This window comes from Herbaspirillum autotrophicum (genome assembly GCF_001189915.1).
Taxonomy (GTDB): Bacteria; Pseudomonadota; Gammaproteobacteria; order Burkholderiales; family Burkholderiaceae_D; genus Herbaspirillum; species Herbaspirillum autotrophicum.
In genome coordinates this window covers 1-19,737 of sequence record NZ_LFLS01000022.1, presented here as the reverse complement: position 1 = coordinate 19,737, position 19,737 = coordinate 1, and the positions used below count along the sequence as shown (strand labels likewise).

The window sequence follows — 19,737 nt, the reverse complement described above, 5'->3', positions numbered from 1 at the left end:
ATAACTCCCGGTTAAAAGTTGATTCCCAAGAATGCTTCGATCTTGTGCGCGACAAAATCAAGCTGTTCCTCGCCCAGTCCCGGATAGACTCCGAGCCAGAACGTGTTATTCATCACGATGTCGCTGTTGGCGAGGTCGCCGACAACGCGGTAATTGCGGCCCTGCATGTAAGGCTGACGCGTCAGATTGCCGGCAAACAGCAAGCGCGTACCGATCTTGTGCTGATCCAGATACGTCAGCAGGTCGAGGCGGGATACCGGCGCGTTGTCGCGCAAGGTAATCGGAAAACCGAACCAGGACGGATCTGAATCAGGCGTTGCCTGCGGCAGGATCATGAATTCTTCACAATCCTTCAGGCGACTGGTCAGAAAACTGAAGTTGCGCTTTCTGGCAGCAACAAACTCATCGACCCGGTCCAGCTGCGCCAGGCCGCAGGCCGCCTGCATATCGGTAATCTTGAGGTTGTAGCCGAGGTGGGAGTAGGTGTACTTGTGATCGTAGCCCTGCGGCAGATCACCCAGCTTCCAGCAAAACCGCTTGTTGCAGGTATTGTCCTTGCCCGGCGCGCAATAGCAGTCGCGCCCCCAGTCGCGGAACGATTCCGCAATCTGCTTCAATTCGTAATTGTTGGTGAATACGGCGCCACCCTCGCCCATCGTGATGTGATGTGCCGGATAAAAACTGAGGGTGCCGATATCACCGAAGGTGCCGACCATCTGGCCCTTGTAGGTCGAGCCCAGCGCGTCGCAGCAGTCTTCGATCAGCCACAGGCCATACTTCTTGCACAGCGCCACCACCACATCCAGATTGTATGGATTGCCCAAGGTATGGGCCAGCATGATGGCCTTGGTCTTGGGCGAAATGGCAGCTTCGATGCGCGCCGGGTCGATGTTGTAGGTCGGAATGTCGACATCCACAAATACCGGCACGGCACCGAATTGCAAAATCGGATTGACAGTGGTCGGAAAGCCGGCAGCCACGCCGATCACTTCGTCGCCGGGACGAATGGCGCGATCACCGAGCTTGGGTGAGGTCAATGTTGAAAAAGCCACCAGGTTGGCCGACGAACCGGAGTTGACCGTGATCAGATGCTGCACGCCGATGATCTTGGCCAGACGTGCTTCGAACTGATCGTTGAAACGCCCGGTGGTCAGCCAGCCATCCAGCGAGGCTTCCACCATGAACTGGATTTCTTTGGCGCCGATGACCTTGCCGGCCGGCGGCACGCTTGACTGACCTGGCACAAACGGTGCTGGCTGCGTGCTCAGTTGTCCGTACTGGGCAACCAGCTCGATGATCTGTTGTTTAAGTTGATCTTTATTCATGTTGGCGGGGTCGGGAAAAATCTTGGGAACGTATCGCCGGTTACAGTCGCCACGGCGCTTTGCCGGACTGCCACAACTCTTCCAGATACATTTTGTCGCGCAAGGTATCCATCGGCTGCCAGAAATTGCGGTGGAAATGGACTTTCAACTGACCTTCTCTGGTCAGCCGGTCAATCGGTTCCAGTTCCCACATGGTGTCATCGCCTTCGATGTAATCAATCACTTTGGGCGACAAGACAAAAAATCCGGCACTGATCCAGCCGCTTTCATCCACCGGCTTTTCCTTGAAACTGAGCACCTGATCGCCATCCGTCTTCAGCGATCCGAAACGTCCCTGCGGCTGAGCGCCAGTGACGGTGGCCAGGCAATCATGGCTTTTGTGATATGCCAGCAGCGCCGTGATATCGACATCGCCGATGCCATCGCCGTAGGTGAAGCAAAAATCATCGTCGCCGATATAGTTGCGTACCCGGCGCAAGCGGCCGCCGGTCATCGTGTCTTCACCGGTATCGACCAGCGTTACCTTCCAGGGCTCGGCATGGCGCTGATGCACTTCCATTTTGTTGTTCGACATATCGAACGTCACATCCGACATGTGCAGGAAGTAATTGGCGAAATATTCCTTGATCATGTAGCCGCGATAACCGCAGCACACGATGAATTCGGTCAATCCATGCGCCGCATAGATTTTCATGATGTGCCACAGAATAGGCTTGCCGCCGATCTCCACCATCGGTTTTGGCCGCAATGCGGTTTCTTCGCTGAGGCGGGTACCAAGTCCACCGGCAAGGATGACGACTTTCATAAATATTCTCTGCTTGAGGAAAATAAGCGGCTTTTGCGCCAATGACATGGATTAAAACATAGAGCAAACAGGCTTTAATCAGGGATCAAGGGGGTATTTGCAGCTTAATCTGGGCCTTCCTGAGCACATTCGTGACCTCCGCAATGGCCTGAAATGGCGATTTTGCAGACGAATGCCGGCAGCAACGCGGCAACATGATGACCAAACCGGATTGCGGAGCAAGGCCAGCGCGGGGTCGCCGCTCGATCGTCAGATAAAGACAGTCGCCGGATTGATGGCTTCCCAAATCCCGGCTTTGATCTCTTCGTTGTAGGAGCCGGCGCGAATGATGACCACCGGTGCCTGCTGATCGGCAAGCACCTCTGCTGCACACACGGACAGGCCGGTTCCATACAAGCGCTTGCCTTGCTTCGCCTTGCTGTTGTCAATGATGCAAGCAATTTTCCTGGTATCCAATCCAAGTGCGATCAGTGTCTGACTGAACACATGGGCGCCGAACAGATAAACCGGGCCAGGGATTTTCTCCAGACGGGCATTCAGCGTAGCAATCTCGTTTTCGAGATAGGTCTTGTAGTTCTGCAATAACCGTACATTGCGTTCAAACAGGTGAGACGGATAGGCGGTCTTTTTTTCTGTCGTGGCGCTGTCCTTGATTGCCGCGTAAAAAACCGAATGCCGGTCGCCGAATGTCTGTTTTCTGACGACGCGAAAGCCGTTGTCCTGCAACAGGCGCGTGACATATAAATCGTTCAGCAAATAGGTATGCTCGAAATTCAGTGCATTGGTGAATTTCTGCTCAAGCCAGGCTTCAATATCGGGAATGCTGAACACGTGATATGCATTCTCGGCCAGGAATCCGCCGATATTTTTGACAAATTCCTGCGGGTCATAGCTGTGTTCCAGCGTATGTGAATGCACTACCATATCGCATTGCAGGTCAGATCTGAAACTGGCATCAAAGAATGCCCGAATATACGTCGCATCGACATCGTCGCGAGGAATCGGATTCGGCTCGACAATGGTCCATTTCAATGCAGCGTTGAATTCCTTGCTGTTTTTGCAGAGCATGCCGTGCGCACCGCCGATCTCCAACACGCTGGCGGGGGCCAGGTCGGCAATAAAACGGGCAAACTCCTTGTGATGGCGTTCCCATATACCGCCAACAACATCCGCGTGATTGGCCGCGTAAAGAATATCGAGCGGTATCAACTTGTCGAGCTGGACACAGCCACTGCCTTTACTGATCGAAAATGACAACGCCGAAAACAAATCTTCTTCGCGCGGCTGCCCGGTGCATCCGGCGTATACCGGAAAGTGTTCGAAACTGAACAGATGCTCCAGATCAGGTTGCAGATCGATCACATCGACGTTTCTGATGATGGGAGAAAATGCAAAACTGGCGACGGCAGCTGAAGGGTCTGGTTTTGGCATATCGTCAGGGTTATCCGGGACTACATCATCGGTCAGGTCAGCCTGATATTTTTTTATCAACGCCACATACTCATCCGGAGTACCGCACAAATCCAGGCATGATCGCTCCGCTACCGCGTAGCGAATATCCTTGCCGGCACCGATAAGGGCATTATAAAGCGGTGCCACATACAACTCCCCGCGCGTAGTCAGGCCATTTTTCTGCGCGTGCAGGAAGACCGTATCGAAATCTTTCTTGCTCTTGAAGTAGTACAGCCCGTCGCTGCACAAATCGGATATCCGCTCTTTTTCCGTTGTTCGCAATACCGTACCATCAGGCCCCGGGTCAACAAACGACCAATGTCCGCCGGCATCCCTGAAAACCTCCAGATAGCCGTCTGCCTCGCCGATGAAATCCGGCTTGCGATAGTCGTGACGAATGGTATCGATGTTGAAAATGTAAATTGATGCGTCGTCAATATCCTGCATGCCGAGAAACACGGTTTCGGCCTGGCCCGCAGTCGCCCGTCCGAGATTGTTGATGCGGTAGTCGCGAATGCCCAGCAACGCTGCCTGCGCATGGATGAAACGCACGACATTTTCATCATTGACGATGAACAAAAATTCTTCGCTGTCGAAATAGTAACGAAACGAATTGATCACATGATAGAAAACGCTATTGGCCCCCAACTGCAACTGATACTTGGGCACGGTATAGCCGGCGTTGAAGAATCGGCTGCTTTGTCCCGCCATCGGAATGACAATCATCGTGCGTTCCTCACGTCAGGTAGGTCGAATACAGACGTATTGCATTCAATTTCATCGCCCTCTGCCGGTCCGGACGGTCTGCATGCAACGGCAACATCGATAAAAACAACAGGACGACGAGCGGCATGATTTCGCGGGTTGAAAATCCGGGTAAAAATTCTGTCGCCAGGAAATCCTTCTGGATCGACTCCAGGCGCGCATCCAGATTGAAAGAAATCTCTGTGTCGCCGGATGCGGTTTCAAGCAACTGATAACGACCGGCGATGATGAAGTCGTACAAACCAAGCACTGAGTGCGCCAGTTTCGCCAGATCGTATTTTTGATCTCCGGCAATCACCATCTCTCCCAGCTCATTCATTCCGCGCGGATCAATTACCTTGAGTGCATCCGAACGCGAATCGAGAAGAATATTGCTGAAGCAGAAATCTCCATGCATGACGCTACTGAAAACCGGCAGCGCCATCGATCTGGCAATACAGACCTCGGCCATATCTTCCAGTGACGGCAGCGACCTGCCAGCGCAGGTGGTGGCATGATGCGTCGCGCTGCCAGTCGCTTTTGCAAATGCGGACAACCGCTGCCGCGTCTTTTCCCGGCACAACAAGGCCATGTCGGCAGCTATTTTCTGCTTCAGCTCGTCCGTGGGTTGCAATTCCCGGCAATTTTCCAGAAAATCCCTGATCAGGAAAAAGATCCGCTGCCAAAAAGATTCAGGATTGCGTCCATGAACGAAAATCTCGTTCAATGGCGAGAGCGCCAGATATTCCGTGGCGTAAAAAAAATCGCCGCGCGCATCAATGCCCTCCTCGATAATCTGAGGCACATAACGTTTGAGTCGTACCGGCAACGATTTTATCCAGTTGGCCTCAGCCTGGATCTTGCGCGACGGAGAACCCGATTTCATCACCACGCCAGCCCGGATCGTCAGTTCATTGAATGCACGTTGCGTGGTAATCGTCGAACGAGACCGAAAATACGTATTGATATGGCCCAGATCAAACCAGTCATCGACCCTGCACAGAGTAACGGGGATGCTTTCTTCGTAGATGCGAACCGCTTTGGTGAACTGACCACGTGAGATAGTCAACGTCCGGATCAAATCGCGCGCGGAAGAAAAACAGAAAAATCCACACCATGCCAATGTTTCATCGGCCACTGATTCGTACTGCCAGCCGTAATCGTCTCTGGTCTTGGCGACTGCCACAAGATCAGTCCCCGGCGGAAAGCCGCCGATGAGCGTATCACCATGCAGCAAGCGGACTACGCCGTCTGCCTTTCCGAGCGTATTCAGTACGTACAATACGGATTCCGCAAGCGTGAAATTTTCAGGCGTGAATACTGCAGAGAGTCCCAGCCTGGTCAGCAGATGGGACTCATTGATCGTCAATTCGTAATGTTCCGGCAACGACACGACAATGCGCTGCTCATCAGGAAACGATTCCCTGAGATTTGCAACCTGATGTTCAAGCAGGGTTTTATTTCCGATTGGCAGCAGCGAAGGCGGAATTTTTCCAAACTCGGCCTGAAACTCCGCAATGACGTACGCGCCTGAATTGATGATGATCATCGCAGTTGATCGCCGTTTCTACGTTGCATGATTACTCAATCGAGGTAAATGTTGAACTTGGGCGCCATGAGTACTTGCTCGAAAGCGACATGACTGATTCCCTGTCTTATCTCGCCAGGATCGAGTCCTTTGACCGTACGCAGACAAAGCAACTGATCCACCACTCCGCGCAGCGAAGGTGACGCCGCATAAGAAGACAACAGCGACGTCAGCTCTGCGCTCTGCAGCAGGATTGCGCTATGCCGGTCAACCACTGAGTGCGAAGTGCCATTTGTCACCGTTGCCAGAAAGGCTACCGGCAACGCATTCCCCGCATCAATGGCATCGAGCGCTTCCTGGATGACTGTTTCGATATGCGTTATATGCGCAGCAAAGGTATTTTCTATCAGCAGAATATGGGGCCCGTGCAAAAACGGTAATGCCTGTGACGTTGCTTCGAGCAAGTCCCAAAAGAACTCATATCGGTGATACATGACGTTATCGATACTGCCGAGAGCACCGCGCCCGGCAATATCGATGCTGCGCGCGAATTGCACTTCGCCGCCGTACTTTTCACTAAGCATCAGGTATGTGAATTCGATATCCCGTTTCGATTTGATGTTTGCGATCTGTGCAGCCAGATGTTCCCGATTGGCACTCAGCGATGCATCCTCATGATCGAAGAGAATCACCGTGAGGTCGGCAGAACGGGTAGTGGATGTCTTGAATACACGGTTATGCCGGTTGGACTGCAAACCGGCCTCCGACAGCTTGGGCGTGTCGTGCTGCAAGTAGTCTGCCGGCATGTCGTCGAATGCCGCTGGCGCCAGCGATGCAGCACTGGCGTAATCAATCGGCAGACGTTGTCGCATGACGTCAAGAACCGCTTTATTGGCGAGCCGCAACAACTCTTCCCGAGCCACCGGCGATGTACCCCGAACCAACCGGCTGATACGTTCTCGCCAGAAAAATGGAACCCGGTTTTCAATGACTTTCCAATCGGCGCCACCCACCTCAACCGCAGAATAATTTTCTGCCGTCGGATCCACGATGACGTATCCGTCAGCGCTCAACTCAAGCCGCTCCTCCGCAGACAGCGGCCCAAGAGCGATGCTGATCCCATCGTTGAAAAATCCCGGCGGGATAGTCAGTGGCGGACACACATTGATGGAAATCCCGGCATGTGAATAGCCGTCAAAGTGACGCAGCAATTCGCGATGGGGAACAATCACGGCGAAATTGTCCGGACGGACCGGGATATTTTCTGCGCGCCGGATGACATAATCTTCAGGCACTTGTGCGGCATCCGAAAAGAACCATTTTTTCAATAATTCCGGCGGCATGACCAAAATCGAATCGCGGGTATCAATCTGCTTCGTATACACGATCGAGGCACAATCAAAATGCGCATAAAGCCGTCCAACCCGGCCTATACTTTCCGGCCAGTGTGAATAACAGAGGCAAAAATCGGTAGTCCGTTCGCTGAAATTATCTGCCAGTTGGAGGCACTCATTGAGCACCTGTAAATCACTATCGACAAAGATGTGGTCATCGTTGCCCGAATACCAGATCAACTCCGATGATCCATCTGCAGTCAGCTCATTGATTGCCGCCTGCCAGTCTCTGAGCTGCAACAAGCGTTGCGGACGAATCCGCAACGACGGAAAGCAGGAATGGGCGTACAGAATGAGTTCTTCCTCGTAACCCCGGTACATGTCGTCGCAGGAAAAATAGATCCAGGCTTCCGTAAATGGAATTGCCGCAAGACTGGCCAGCGAATACTTGAAGACGTCTACCCGCGATTGCGATTGCAGCAGCCCGCGATCCAGTTTCGTATTACTGTTGTCCGTAATAAAAACACTCATAAAAAGCTTCATGGCAGCATTCGCTTCATCAATTAATCTGGAATATCGGATACATCGTTTTTATGTCAGCGATACCGGCGGCCATAAAAAGAAGTCCTGCATGTCAACCTGCCGCGTAGCAGCACCAATCCGGACCGCGTCTGCGATCTCGCATAATCTCCGGATCGATGCTTCAACCTTGAATTTCTGCTGAAAATCCAGTGCGGTATTGCGGCCTATTTCTACATATCGCTGCGGATGCGCCAACACATCAGCAACCTTCTCGCGCAGGCTTTCCCGTTCAAATCTGAAACTGAAGTCCGCGTGGTTTTCGAACACCTGCTGAAAACAAGCCTGTTCATTCGTCAGGCACAAGGTATATGCGCCAAATGCGCGTAGCGGCCGGTCGTGAAAATTCGAGCCCGTATTCGGCGACATGTCGATCATGCCCAACGAATCCTTGATCAGACCGGTCGACAGGGAGTAATCGGCACCTTTCACGTAATGACATTTACTACCGTGGAAATCAATGTGCTCCCAGTTATAACCGTGAATTTCAACCGGGAATTCCTTCAATACCTCGGCCATCATGGTGCTCTTGATGCGCCTCAGATAGTCGTCCAGCTGCGCGACATAAAACAGATGCAGCTTCGGCACCTGATCGATATCAATTCCCTTGCCGCCGAAAAACCCGCTGACGAAGCCATTCAGATCCAGCCCAAGGTCACTTGCGATTTCGTTATCCAGCTCGTCCGCCAGGGCAAACAAGCCGGACGCAATTCGTGGGGGCAAATCCCGGCCCCACATGCGCCTTAATTTTTCCGGATCATTGCCATTCTTCAGAAAAAACAGTTTGCCGCTTTCCTTCTTTTTGAAATCGATGTCTTCCAGCGTAAACTGATTGAGTGGCAGCGGCTCTGCAATCGCCAGCACGCCATTGATTTTTGGCAATTGTTTGCGGAAATTGTAATGTTCATGAAATCCGTAAACGACAGCCACATAGGGGCTGGCATGTACATGACGATCAAAGAAATACGCCGGCGAATCACCATGGATGGCAAGAAATGGAATACCCAGCACTTCCCACAGGTTGCGATCATTGGCGGCTTTGTAATCTGCGCCCATGCCCGCGAATGAGAATACAAAGTCCAGTTTTTTTTCCTTGATGATCTGATTCAAGATATCGGTGCTGCCGGGCTGACTTGGCACCAGCTCGATGAATTCAAATCCCTGTTCTTCGAATAGCGGCCCCAACGCACGACCAATGCTGCCCAGCGAATCACCCATGGTTTTGCCGGATAAAAAGAGAATTGTGTTCATATGAGTTCTATTGCTTTCTGAAGCCGCTGCGTCTGTGTCCCGTACCGGCGGATAAATGAAAAAATCTCGCGGTCATGAACGGGCGTTATTCACGAACAAGCCGAAATCGTCATAACTGGCAACGCCGCCGAGAGTGACTCCTTCAGCAATGAGGACGTCGCCTATCAGTTTGTCTTCGTAGTACTCGCCGTCAAACAAGCCGGGAAACCGAATGAAGGACAATACAATTTTCTCTACCGCCCCGCTGCCCAGATAGTAGGCACTTCCATCTGCCCACGGACCAAGTACAGGACGTCCATAGGGGCGACGCTCCGAAGCTGCATTTTCACTTTGCTCCCAATGCAGACAGCGATCATGCTCGAAACTGGTGACCGGCACGCCAATATAGACATCCTTGCGCGCTGACTGCGTCACGATTTCCTGCAATTTCTGCGGCTCTTGCAGCAAAAGGTTATCGGCCACTTTCAGAACGCTGACATTACCGCCCAGATTCTCATGCACCCAGGTACAAGCAGCGACCACTTTTTGCGGCATGGCCTCCACACTGTCAGAGGTATTCACTTGCAAGGCACGAACATGCTTGATTGATGCCGCGTCCGAACCGCTGACGATCAGGTATTCAATGTCCATCTGCTCCAATTGACTTGCCAGTCGCAGCGCATTCGCTTCATTTTTTTTGCAGCTGATGATCAAAACGATGCATTGCAGACGTGACGACTTGCGCACCAGATTCTTGTAATCGTCAAGAATATCGACGTTATACGGTGCCAAAGCAATGGCACTTTTCAGAAATTGCAACGCTGCTGCGGCATTGCCACGGTCATTTTCCAATTGGGAACGTTTGTACTCCAATGCCCACCTGATGCCCGATGGTATGGAGGGATACTCTTCCTGCAACCTGATGCATTCTTGCGTAATGCTGTCCCAGGTTATCGCAGTAATCGGCGACTGCAGTAACGCGGCCATTCGTTGGTTCAAACTCATTTTCTTGTCACCTGTTGATGCGATGGATTGCTGCCGCCCCCTCATATTCAAGCCATCGATTTCGTCTGCTGCATGATGGCGGAGCGAAGAACGGAGCCGTGCCAGCGTATATTTTCCCGGCGGAAATATTAATGCTGACGCTCTTTGCTTCTCATGTCATCTTAATTGCATGCCCGCAACTCAAAGCAAGGATAACAACATGAATTAACCCTCAACTTTGCATTTCCTCAATACCTGAGCAAGCGATAGTTATCTAAACAACAACGATACTTGCGTGCTACACTTTCTGCTTCATTTTTCGCCCTCTCCATAAAACCGTATGAACATCGTCATCCTCGCCGCCGGCATGGGAAAGCGCATGCAGTCCGCGCTGCCGAAAGTCCTCCATCCTCTGGCAGGCAAATCGCTGCTGGGTCATGTGATCGATACCGCGCGCACGCTGACGCCAAGCGGCCTGTGCGTCATTTACGGTCATGGCGGCGAAGCGGTGCCGACGGCGTTTGCCGGCGACGGCCTGACCTTTGCCAAACAGGAGCCGCAGCTCGGCACCGGTCACGCAGTCATGCAAGCCCTGCCGTATCTGGATGACGCGGTGCCAACCCTGATTCTTTACGGCGATGTGCCGCTGACCAGGACCGCATCGCTGCAGCGCCTGGTCGACAGCGCCGGCAGCGACAAGCTGGGTATCCTGACGATCACCATGGATGATCCGACCGGTTATGGCCGCATCGTGCGTGAAGACGGCAAGATCGTTCGCATTGTCGAGCAGAAAGATGCCAGCGCCGGCGAGAAGGCGATCCGTGAAATCAATACTGGCATCATCGTGGCACCGACAGCCAAGCTGCGTCAGTGGCTGGCAACGCTGTCCAACAACAATGCCCAGGGCGAGTATTACCTGACCGACATCATCGCGCGCGCCGTCGCCGACGGCGTGGAGGTGGTATCCGCACAACCGGACGACGTGGCCGAAACCCTGGGCGTCAACAGCAAGGTACAACTGGCCGAACTGGAACGCCTGCATCAGCGGCGCGTGGCACATGCATTACTGGAACAGGGCGTGACCCTGCTCGACCCGGCGCGGCTCGATGTGCGCGGCAGCCTGGTCTGCGGACGCGACGTCAGCATCGACGTCAACTGCGTATTCGAAGGCACGGTGACGCTGGAAGACGGCGTCAGCATCGGCGCCAATTGCGTCATCAAGAATGCCCGCATCGGCAAACAGGCGCAGATCAAACCGTTCTCGCATATCGACGACGCCAGCGTCGGCGCGGCGTCGCAAATCGGCCCGTATGCGCGCCTGCGCCCCGGCACCATCCTCGGTGAAGACGTTCACATCGGCAATTTCGTGGAAGTCAAAAACAGCAACATCGCCGCGCACAGCAAGGCCAATCACCTGGCTTACGTCGGCGATGCCGACATCGGCAGCAAGGTCAATGTCGGCGCCGGCGTGATTACCTGCAACTACGATGGCGCCAACAAATTCCGCACCGTGATCGAAGATGAGGTCTTCATCGGCAGCGATACCCAACTGGTGGCACCGGTACGGGTTGGCAAAGGCGCCACCATCGGCGCCGGCACCACGCTGACCAAGGATGCACCGGCCGACCAGCTGACCCTGTCGCGCGCCAAACAAATGTCACTGCCGGGCTGGCAGCGTCCGGTCAACATCAAGAAATAAGCTGCCCTGACCGGATTCGCCATGAAAAAAGCGACCATCGCCGCCGAAGCCGACTATCTGGAGCAAAGCCCAATGTCGGCACGTCGATGGTCGCAGCATTGCAACAACCTGGCATCCGCCACTGCATCGGCCTGATCGGGCAAGATCCCTGCGCCCTGCACCAGCGCCTCAGCGCCATGAGCCCACATGGCGCGATCCCTGCGTGATTGACACCTTCATCAGCGCCAGAGTTTTACGGAAGGTGCGCCGCCACAGCCGTGGCGGGCCTATACTGCAGAACGGAAACAAACCCTGCTGAAGCGCCACGACAACAGCGCCGCTCACACGGCGAAGCGGGTTTCGAATTTGGTACGCAAGACGGAAAAATAACTGCGAACGTTACGCACGTTCTTGTGGGCAGCGAACAAGCGATGCGCCAGCGCATGATAGGCAGGCATATCGGCAACTTGCACCACCAGTACGAAATCAGGACCCGGCGACACCCGATAACATTGCAGCACCATGGCTTCTTGCGCGACCAATGCTTCAAACTCGACTTGTTGCTCATCGCCCTGGCGATCCAGCGTGATTTCAACAATCGCGGTCAGCGCCGGCCCGATATGCTGCGGATCGATCAAGGCCACCTGCCGCGTGATCACGCCGGCATCGGTCAGGCGCTTGACGCGCCGCAGACAAGTCGGCGGCGAAGCATGCACCAGCTCTGCCAGTTGATGATTCGTTTGCGAAGCATCTTCTTGCAGCGCATTGAGGATACGGCGGTCCAGATCATCGAGAGACACAGTCATAAAGTGAAATATAAGTAATTAGAAATTCATTAAATGAAATATTAGTTCACCCAATATAACTCAAGAATTAATAATTCAAAACTTGATTTAATTAGAAAGATAATTTCACGCACTCTCCCCTAAGATGTCAAATACTTAATCTTTCAAGCGAGGTCTCCATGTGCGGTATCGTTGGCGCAGTAGCGCAGCAAAATGTCACCCCTATCCTGCTGGAAGGCCTCAAGCGTCTGGAATACCGCGGTTATGATTCCTGCGGCATCGCGCTCCACATTGATGGCAAATTGCAACGCTCGCGCAGCACCTCGCGCGTGGCCGATTTGCAAATTCAGGTAGACAATGCCCATCTGAGCGGCTTCACCGGCATCGCCCACACGCGCTGGGCCACCCACGGCGCGCCCGCTACCCACAACGCCCATCCGCATTTCTCGCGTGATCGCATTGCGCTGGTACATAACGGCATCATCGAAAACCACGACGAGCTGCGCGCCGAACTGCAAGGCCACGGCTACGTCTTCGAAAGCCAGACCGATACCGAAGTGATCGCGCATCTGGTCGATCACATGTATACCGGCGACTTGTTTGATACCGTGCAACAAGCTGTGCGTCGCCTCACCGGCGCCTATGCGATTGCCGTTTTTTCGGTCGATGAACCGCACCGCGTGGTGGCGGCCCGTCAGGGTTCGCCGCTGATCGTCGGCGTCGGCGAAGGCCAGAATTTCGTCGCCTCCGATGCCATGGCGCTGGCCGGCACCACCGACCAGATCATTTATCTGGAAGAAGGCGATGTGGTTGACCTGCAATTGCAACGCGTCTGGATCGTCGACAGCAAAGGGCAAGCGGTCGAGCGCGAAGTCAAAACCGTGCATGCCTACACCAGCGCGGTGGAACTCGGCCCGTATCAGCACTTCATGCAAAAGGAAATCTTCGAACAGCCGCGCGCCATCGCCGATACGCTCGAAGGCGTCACCGGCATCATGCCGGAACTGTTCGGCGACAAAGCCTACGGCGTCTTCAAGCAAATCGACTCGGTCCTGATCCTGGCCTGCGGCACCAGCTACTACGCCGGCCTGACGGCAAAATACTGGATCGAATCGATAGCGAAGATTCCGGTCAATGTCGAAATCGCCAGTGAATATCGCTATCGCGACAGCGTGCCAAACCCGGCCTCGCTAGTGGTCACGATTTCACAAAGCGGTGAAACTGCCGACACACTGGCCGCACTGAAACATGCACGCGCGCAAGGCATGCTGCACACGCTGACCATCTGCAATGTCGCCACCAGCGCCATGGTGCGCGAATGCGCGCTGGCCTACATCACCCGCGCCGGGGTGGAAGTCGGCGTCGCCTCGACCAAGGCCTTCACCACACAACTGGTCGGACTGTTCCTGCTGACACTGACACTGGCGCAAACCAAAGGCCGCCTGAGCGACGAACAGGAAGCCGCCCATCTGAAAGCGATGCGCCACTTGCCGGCGGCATTGCAAAGCGTACTGGCGCTGGAACCGCACATCGTAGCCTGGGCCGAAGCCTTCGCCCGCAAGGAAAACGCCCTGTTCCTCGGCCGCGGCCTGCACTATCCGATTGCACTGGAAGGCGCGCTCAAACTCAAGGAAATCACCTACATCCACGCCGAAGCCTACGCCGCCGGCGAACTCAAGCACGGCCCGCTGGCACTGGTCACCGAAGAAATGCCGGTAGTCACCGTGGCGCCGAACGACGCCCTGATCGAAAAACTCAAGTCGAACCTGCAAGAAGTCCGCGCCCGCGGCGGCGAACTGTACGTCTTCGCCGACAAGGATTCACACATCACCTCCAGCGAAGGGGTGCACGTGATCCGTCTGCCGGAACACTACGGCGTACTGTCACCGATCCTGCATGTGGTGCCACTGCAATTGCTGGCGTATCACACGGCACTGGCACGCGGTACGGATGTGGACAAGCCGCGTAATTTGGCTAAGTCGGTTACTGTGGAGTGATTTGTAGTGGTTTAGCCTGATTGTGTTGTCACGAAACAGTAGAAGCACTTTATATTGACTAGAAATGGGCGGATTTTCGGCTAGCCTCAATCGACCGAAAATCCCCTACCCATCTAGCTTTGGCGGGTAGTTCTTGTACCAGATTTTCGCTCCTAATCGCCCCCCCAAAGTTGGTTATCATTTTTTCCGACTTTTTCCCCTTCCCGCCATCTTTTCGTTGCCATTAGGAAAGCGAACTCAGCCCATCCGAGAGCTCCGGGACTCCGCATAGAAATCGATGAACTCATAGATTTCGGCCACTGCAAATGGAAGCCGACATCGCCTCCTATAATCGAGCGAAATCAATTCGATTTCATAACAACAATTGGGGGCATTAATGCTTTTTACTTGGATTATTCGGCTGGCGATTCTTGTCGGAGAATTCCGCCCAATATTTCATCTAGCTGATTTAGCGAACTTGCGCTAACAGTACCTCCACGGAACTGCGGAGTTCTGGTTAGCAGAAGAGATACATATCGCAGCTCACGACATCCTGCGACAGGCAGATAGGAAGTCCAAGGATCAAGCTAGAAAAGTACTCTAAGGACACGGTCCTCACTTGGCATCCCTTGCAGCTAAAGACATAAGCCATGCCTGGCTCCACTGCAGAGATGGCAAAAAAAGCGCGCCGATAAACAAATTGAAACAAAGATGCGCTAGCGCAACGGCAATCGCAGGATCACTAAAACCCATGATGACCTTGCTCACGGCACCCAAGAAAGGGAAAACAATTAAAGCACCGCATGCGTTGAAAAGTAGATTTGCCAAGGCCGCAGCCTTAGCTGTGCGACCCATCGAAAGGCTGGCGATGAGTGCAGTGGATGTGGAGCCGACATTGGCTCCGATCACGATGGCGATGGCCCCTTCAGCCGGAAGGACACCCTGTTGAACAAGCAAGATCGCAAGTCCCGTTGCTACGCTGCTGGATTGCACTATGGCCGTGAAGAGTGCCCCGACTATCAGGCCAGGAAGGGGCGAGTCGACATATCCTATCGCAGAAGCCCACCAGGCCTGCTGCTGCAGCGGCTTCAATTCGGTCGATACCAGATCGAGGGCAAAAAAGATCAATCCAAAGTAGAAGATGGACTTACCGAACATTTTCGCTCGGCTTGGTAGCATGGACAGTACAGTACCCAGGACAATGAAATATGGCCCGATATTGGCCAGTTTGAACGAAACCAGCCATGCGGTCGCAGTGGTACCGACATTGGCACCCAGCAGGATGCCCAGGCTGCTGCGCAAACTCAACACTCCAGTATCTACCAGACCGGTGGCCAGCGAGGTGACGGCGCTGCTTGACTGTATAAGTACGGTCGCGAATGCGCCAATCACAAAGCCGTTATAACGATTTGATGTGACGCGCGCCAACCAGGTTCGAAGCCTATCGCCGCCGGTGGCCTGCAGTTCCTTGCTGAATCCTTCCAGACCATATAAAAACAGAACGATTGACGAAATCGCGGCAATGATGATCTGGAACTGTGACATGAGAAGAAGTAGTCGAAGGAGGGATGCGTCATGATAACCGCATCACCGATTCATCTGGGCTTGCTTGTGGATACTTAATTTCATCAAGCCATCGCTGTCATGTTCTGTTGGCTGACTTCGTGCCCTTTGCTTCAGTGTGTTGTTGCGTGAATCGCACCAGTCACCCATATGGATCAAGCGGAAGCCTTACTACTCCTCTTGAAAAACAGGAGGCCTCTTGAAGGTTGCCGCATGTCACGGATATCAAACGCCCCCCCCCAATGCGCACGGACACTAATTCAGATGGGGTGCCAACAGTTCCGCCAACCACTCGCTGAAGGCCTGCACCCGCAACGACAGACTGCGCCGGTGCGAATACACCATCTGCACCGGCATCGGAGGGGCGCGCCAGTCCGTCAATACTTCGATCAACTCTCCTGCCAGCAAATGATCGTGCACATCGAAGGCCGGAATTTGAATGAGTCCCGTGCCGGCCAGACAACAAGCAATATACGTTTCGGCATTGCTGGCGGACACCTGGGCGGTCATCGCCGTGGTCCGCAGATGGCCCGCTTCCTGCCATTCCCAGAGCGCAGCCCGACCGCCGGGCAATGCATAGTGAACTGTCTTGTGCTGTGACAAATCGGCCGGACTCAGTGGTGCCCCATGGCGTAGCAGATACGCCGGGCTCGCGCAATTGATCATCCGGAAGCTTCCCAACGGACGTGCAACCAAACTCTCGGAACCTACCTGGCCGACCCGCAACGCGCAATCGATTCCTTCTTGCACCAGATCAATTGAATGATCACTTGAACCCAGATCGATCGTGATATCAGGAAAGCGCGCGAAGAACTTCGGCAATGCCGGCGCCACGTGGCAGCGCGCAATGCGGCTGGGCAAATCTACCTTTAATCTTCCGGCCAACGCACGGGCCCGGAGCTTGAATTGTTGTTCCAGTGCTTCACTGTCGGCTACCAGGCGAATGGCGCGTTCCAGCAGCGCCTCGCCATCCCGGGTAAGACTGACGCGACGGGTGGTCCGATTGAACAGCCGCGTGCCGATCCTCGCCTCCAATTGCTGGATAGCAAGCGAAACCGTAGGGCGCGGCAGGCCAAGTTGATCTGCGGCCACAGTGAAGCCGCCTCCTTGCGCCACGCGAATGAAGATGCTGAGCTGGTCTATCCGATCCATGACGTCTTATTGGTAGTAAATTCTGAATAGTTTATACGTCAATACGCTATTTATCGATATGTCTGCGCCCCGTAGAGTGATGAAACCCTCTACCACGACAACGGAGTTCTCATGTCCAAACACACCATTCAAGGCAAGGTCGTCCTCATTGCCGGCGGCGCCAAGAATCTCGGCGGCCTGATCGCCCGTGATCTGGCCGCGCAAGGCGCCAAAGCTGTCGCCATCCATTACAACAGCGCCGCCAGTGCTGCCGATGCCAAAGCCACTGCGGCGGCTGTCGAACACGCCGGCGCCAAAGCCATCACGCTGCAGGCCGACCTGACCTCCGCCGCCGCCGTTGAAAAACTGTTCGCCGATGTCATCGCCGCGGTCGGCCGCCCGGATATCGCCATCAATACTGTCGGCAAGGTGCTCAAGAAACCATTGGCCGAAATCAGCGAAGCCGAGTACGACGAGATGACGGCAGTCAACAGCAAGTCGGCGTTCTTTTTCCTGAAAGAGGCAGGCAAACACCTCAACGACAACGGCAAGATCTGCACATTGGTGACTTCTCTGCTTGGTGCGTTTACGCCCTTCTACGCGGCGTACGCAGGCACCAAAGCACCGGTGGAACACTTCACGCGTGCCGCAGCCAAGGAATTCGGCGCGCGCGGAATCTCGGTGACGGCCATCGGCCCTGGCCCAATGGACACGCCATTCTTTTATCCGGCGGAAGGCCAGGATGCGGTGGCTTATCACAAAACGGCAGCGGCGCTCTCTCCCTTCAGCAAGACCGGCCTGACCGATATCGAAGATGTTGTGCCGTTCATCCGCCATCTGGTCAGCGACGGCTGGTGGGTCACCGGACAGACCATCCTGATCAACGGCGGCTATACGACCAAGTAAGCTGAGCACGCTGGGGCGAAGTGCTCTTCATGCATGTTCGGCTCCCTGCCGCGCCCCGCTCGTCTGAGAAGCGGATGCACACGCTGACGCAAAAGTCCATTTGCGCAGCTTGGCATCCGTTCAGAACGTCGCACTCACCTGCTCCGGCGGATGTTTTCCTGGCAATACAGTGAATGATGGCCGCTGCCGGCGGAGGGTGTATCAGGCGAAATGAGCCAAATATCTTTCCTGGCGGGAAACTTGCCGGCCAACCGTCGACAAAATAAATGCCAAGGCCGAATTGCATCTTCTGGAAACTCACTACGAAACCGGCGAAGTCAGATTTCGATACTCTCAGTATCTTTCCTCTGATGGATCACGATGGTTAAAGCACGGTCTCTTTCGCGCCTATTACCGGACCGGCGAGTTGCTGTGCGAGGGGAATTATATTGACGACCATGAGCACGACGTGTGGCGCGATTTTCACAAACAAGGCCAATGAGGCCTACGCCAATACGCTGCTGGCGTTGAGCAGCGTTCCCACATTGCGCCAGCGGGTCGGCACCCGGCGCTATGACGCTGCGGACCGCGACCAGGATGGGGTGTGGGGCCGGGTGGAGGGTAAAAGAAATCACCTCGAACCATCGACATCTGCGAGCGCGATGCGTCAAGACATCGATAGCTGGCAGGCGCAGTTCGGCGTGGATCGCGTCTTATCCGGCGAGAAAGACGGCGCGCGCGTGGTTGGCGGAGTGACCGCCCGCTATGGCACGGCCGACACCCGGGTAGCCTCGGTCTATGGCGACGGCAACATCGATACCAAAGCCTATGGCTTGGGCACCACTCTGACCTGGTACGGCCAGCAAGGCGCATATGTCGATACGCAGCTCCAGGCAACCTGGTTCAGCAGCGATCTGAGTTCCAGACTCGCCGGCCCCTTGGTCAATGGCCAGCCCGCACGCAGCTATGCCGCGAGTGTCGAAACCGGCATGGCATTTCCGTTCAAGGATGGATTCTCTGTCATCCCGCAGGCGCAACTGAGCTATGTATCAAGCAGTTTCAGTTTCAGGGACCGGTTCAATGCGCAAGTCGACAGTGACAAGGGTGAGAGTCTGCAGGGACGACTCGGCCTTGCATTCGATTACCGCCGCGATTTGCCGGAGGCTGCCGGACAGCGGCGTCAGCTCAACTTATATGGCCTGATCAATCTCAAGCGCGAGCTCCTCAACGGTACTCGGGTGACCGTGTCGGGAACCCCGTTTGACACGCGTCAAGGGCGCACCTGGGCCGGGGTGGGCGGCGGCGGAGAGTATGCCTGGGGCGAGCGTTACGCCATCTACGGCGAAGTTGCTGCCGACAGTGATCTGCATGGCAGCTACAGCGCATCCGCCACTGCGGGTTTCAGGATGCAGTTCTAGATGTGGTTTGAAGGTACAGTCCGGAAATCAGGCAAGACTGCCGTCAATCATCGCCACGGAGCGTTATCCATATAGCCGCCTGTCCAGTCATAGCGTCTGCTATCGGGCGCTCGGTTGGCTCGCCATTCAATTTTCCCGGTATCGGAAAGGTTTTTGCTACCCGCGAATATCCGGTTTTACGTTCTTACACAGCTTCGGTTGTTGATTTGCATCGCAAGCCGATCCAATTCTGCGAGCAAATCAACATCTCTCCAATTGATTCACTTTCCGCGGCCAGGCAAATGCGACGACACCGTCGTCACGCTCATTCTTACTCTATC

The 19,737-nt window shown here is 54.6% G+C and carries 14 protein-coding genes; 4 read left to right on the top strand and 10 right to left on the bottom strand.

Going from position 1 to position 19,737, the window contains the following annotated elements; translation table 11 throughout:
* Positions 1-11: 11 nt before the first annotated feature.
* From rfbH to AKL27_RS16945, 7 genes are all read right to left on the bottom strand, one after another.
* Positions 12-1,325, bottom strand: coding sequence for a lipopolysaccharide biosynthesis protein RfbH (gene rfbH / locus AKL27_RS16975; protein ID WP_050464046.1), 1,314 nt, complete (start codon positions 1,323-1,325; stop codon positions 12-14).
* A gap of 40 nt (positions 1,326-1,365) precedes the next feature.
* Entirely contained in the window at positions 1,366-2,130 is a 765-nt protein-coding gene (rfbF, locus tag AKL27_RS16970) for a glucose-1-phosphate cytidylyltransferase (RefSeq protein ID WP_050464045.1), read from the bottom strand.
* Between the two features lie 249 nt (positions 2,131-2,379).
* Positions 2,380-4,308: a methyltransferase domain-containing protein gene (locus AKL27_RS16965; protein ID WP_050464044.1), complete on the bottom strand. Its 1,929-nt coding sequence runs from the start codon at positions 4,306-4,308 to the stop codon at positions 2,380-2,382.
* A gap of 10 nt (positions 4,309-4,318) precedes the next feature.
* Complete coding sequence (locus tag AKL27_RS16960) at positions 4,319-5,875, bottom strand: glycosyltransferase family protein (RefSeq protein ID WP_050464043.1); 1,557 nt, start codon at positions 5,873-5,875, stop codon at positions 4,319-4,321.
* 35 nt (positions 5,876-5,910) lie between these two features.
* Positions 5,911-7,731: a hypothetical protein gene (locus AKL27_RS16955; RefSeq protein WP_157056968.1), complete on the bottom strand. Its 1,821-nt coding sequence runs from the start codon at positions 7,729-7,731 to the stop codon at positions 5,911-5,913.
* Positions 7,732-7,779: 48 nt separating this feature from the next.
* Positions 7,780-9,018, bottom strand: a complete 1,239-nt coding sequence (locus AKL27_RS16950) for a glycosyltransferase family protein (protein WP_157056967.1) — start codon at positions 9,016-9,018, stop codon at positions 7,780-7,782.
* A 72-nt stretch (positions 9,019-9,090) separates the two neighbouring features.
* Positions 9,091-10,002, bottom strand: coding sequence for a ribosome maturation factor RimM (locus AKL27_RS16945; protein ID WP_050464039.1), 912 nt, complete (start codon positions 10,000-10,002; stop codon positions 9,091-9,093).
* Between the two features lie 319 nt (positions 10,003-10,321).
* Here AKL27_RS16945 and glmU point away from each other — a divergent pair, with 319 nt between their 5' ends.
* Positions 10,322-11,680 (top strand): bifunctional UDP-N-acetylglucosamine diphosphorylase/glucosamine-1-phosphate N-acetyltransferase GlmU, encoded by a 1,359-nt coding sequence (glmU, locus tag AKL27_RS16940; RefSeq protein WP_050464038.1) that lies wholly within the window; start codon positions 10,322-10,324, stop codon positions 11,678-11,680.
* Positions 11,681-12,000: 320 nt separating this feature from the next.
* On the opposite strand, the gene AKL27_RS16935 is transcribed toward glmU, so the two are convergent.
* Positions 12,001-12,465 (bottom strand): Lrp/AsnC family transcriptional regulator, encoded by a 465-nt coding sequence (locus AKL27_RS16935; protein ID WP_050464037.1) that lies wholly within the window; start codon positions 12,463-12,465, stop codon positions 12,001-12,003.
* A 158-nt stretch (positions 12,466-12,623) separates the two neighbouring features.
* Between AKL27_RS16935 and glmS the strand changes: the two genes are divergently transcribed.
* Positions 12,624-14,441 carry a glutamine--fructose-6-phosphate transaminase (isomerizing) gene (glmS, locus tag AKL27_RS16930; RefSeq protein WP_050464036.1) on the top strand — a complete coding sequence of 606 codons (1,818 nt, stop codon included), beginning with the start codon at positions 12,624-12,626 and terminating at the stop codon, positions 14,439-14,441.
* Between the two features lie 594 nt (positions 14,442-15,035).
* Here glmS and AKL27_RS16925 read toward each other — a convergent pair.
* Positions 15,036-15,965: a Na/Pi cotransporter family protein gene (locus AKL27_RS16925; protein ID WP_050464035.1), complete on the bottom strand. Its 930-nt coding sequence runs from the start codon at positions 15,963-15,965 to the stop codon at positions 15,036-15,038.
* Positions 15,966-16,238: 273 nt separating this feature from the next.
* Complete coding sequence (locus AKL27_RS16920; protein ID WP_050464034.1) at positions 16,239-17,135, bottom strand: LysR family transcriptional regulator; 897 nt, start codon at positions 17,133-17,135, stop codon at positions 16,239-16,241.
* A gap of 111 nt (positions 17,136-17,246) precedes the next feature.
* On the opposite strand from AKL27_RS16920, the gene AKL27_RS16915 reads away from it, so the two are divergent.
* Positions 17,247-18,020 (top strand): SDR family oxidoreductase, encoded by a 774-nt coding sequence (locus tag AKL27_RS16915; RefSeq protein WP_050464033.1) that lies wholly within the window; start codon positions 17,247-17,249, stop codon positions 18,018-18,020.
* Between the two features lie 437 nt (positions 18,021-18,457).
* Positions 18,458-19,417 (top strand): autotransporter family protein, encoded by a 960-nt coding sequence (locus tag AKL27_RS16910; RefSeq protein ID WP_050464031.1) that lies wholly within the window; start codon positions 18,458-18,460, stop codon positions 19,415-19,417.
* The last annotated feature ends 320 nt before the right edge of the window (positions 19,418-19,737 follow it).

Excerpts from the sequence above, each read along its gene's own strand:
- AKL27_RS16920 (WP_050464034.1), bottom strand. The coding sequence starts at position 17,135 with ATGGATCGGATAGACCAGCTCAGCATCTTCATTCGCGTGGCGCAAGGA.
- glmS (WP_050464036.1), top strand. The coding sequence starts at position 12,624 with ATGTGCGGTATCGTTGGCGCAGTAGCGCAGCAAAATGTCACCCCTATC.
- glmU (WP_050464038.1), top strand. The coding sequence starts at position 10,322 with ATGAACATCGTCATCCTCGCCGCCGGCATGGGAAAGCGCATGCAGTCC.
- rfbH (WP_050464046.1), bottom strand. The coding sequence starts at position 1,325 with ATGAATAAAGATCAACTTAAACAACAGATCATCGAGCTGGTTGCCCAG.
- AKL27_RS16965 (WP_050464044.1), bottom strand. The coding sequence starts at position 4,308 with ATGATTGTCATTCCGATGGCGGGACAAAGCAGCCGATTCTTCAACGCC.
- AKL27_RS16945 (WP_050464039.1), bottom strand. The coding sequence starts at position 10,002 with ATGAGTTTGAACCAACGAATGGCCGCGTTACTGCAGTCGCCGATTACT.
- AKL27_RS16925 (WP_050464035.1), bottom strand. The coding sequence starts at position 15,965 with ATGTCACAGTTCCAGATCATCATTGCCGCGATTTCGTCAATCGTTCTG.
- AKL27_RS16910 (WP_050464031.1), top strand. The coding sequence starts at position 18,458 with ATGAGCACGACGTGTGGCGCGATTTTCACAAACAAGGCCAATGAGGCC.
- AKL27_RS16950 (WP_157056967.1), bottom strand. The coding sequence starts at position 9,018 with ATGAACACAATTCTCTTTTTATCCGGCAAAACCATGGGTGATTCGCTG.
- AKL27_RS16915 (WP_050464033.1), top strand. The coding sequence starts at position 17,247 with ATGTCCAAACACACCATTCAAGGCAAGGTCGTCCTCATTGCCGGCGGC.
- rfbF (WP_050464045.1), bottom strand. The coding sequence starts at position 2,130 with ATGAAAGTCGTCATCCTTGCCGGTGGACTTGGTACCCGCCTCAGCGAA.
- AKL27_RS16955 (WP_157056968.1), bottom strand. The coding sequence starts at position 7,731 with ATGAAGCTTTTTATGAGTGTTTTTATTACGGACAACAGTAATACGAAA.
- AKL27_RS16935 (WP_050464037.1), bottom strand. The coding sequence starts at position 12,465 with ATGACTGTGTCTCTCGATGATCTGGACCGCCGTATCCTCAATGCGCTG.
- AKL27_RS16960 (WP_050464043.1), bottom strand. The coding sequence starts at position 5,875 with ATGATCATCATCAATTCAGGCGCGTACGTCATTGCGGAGTTTCAGGCC.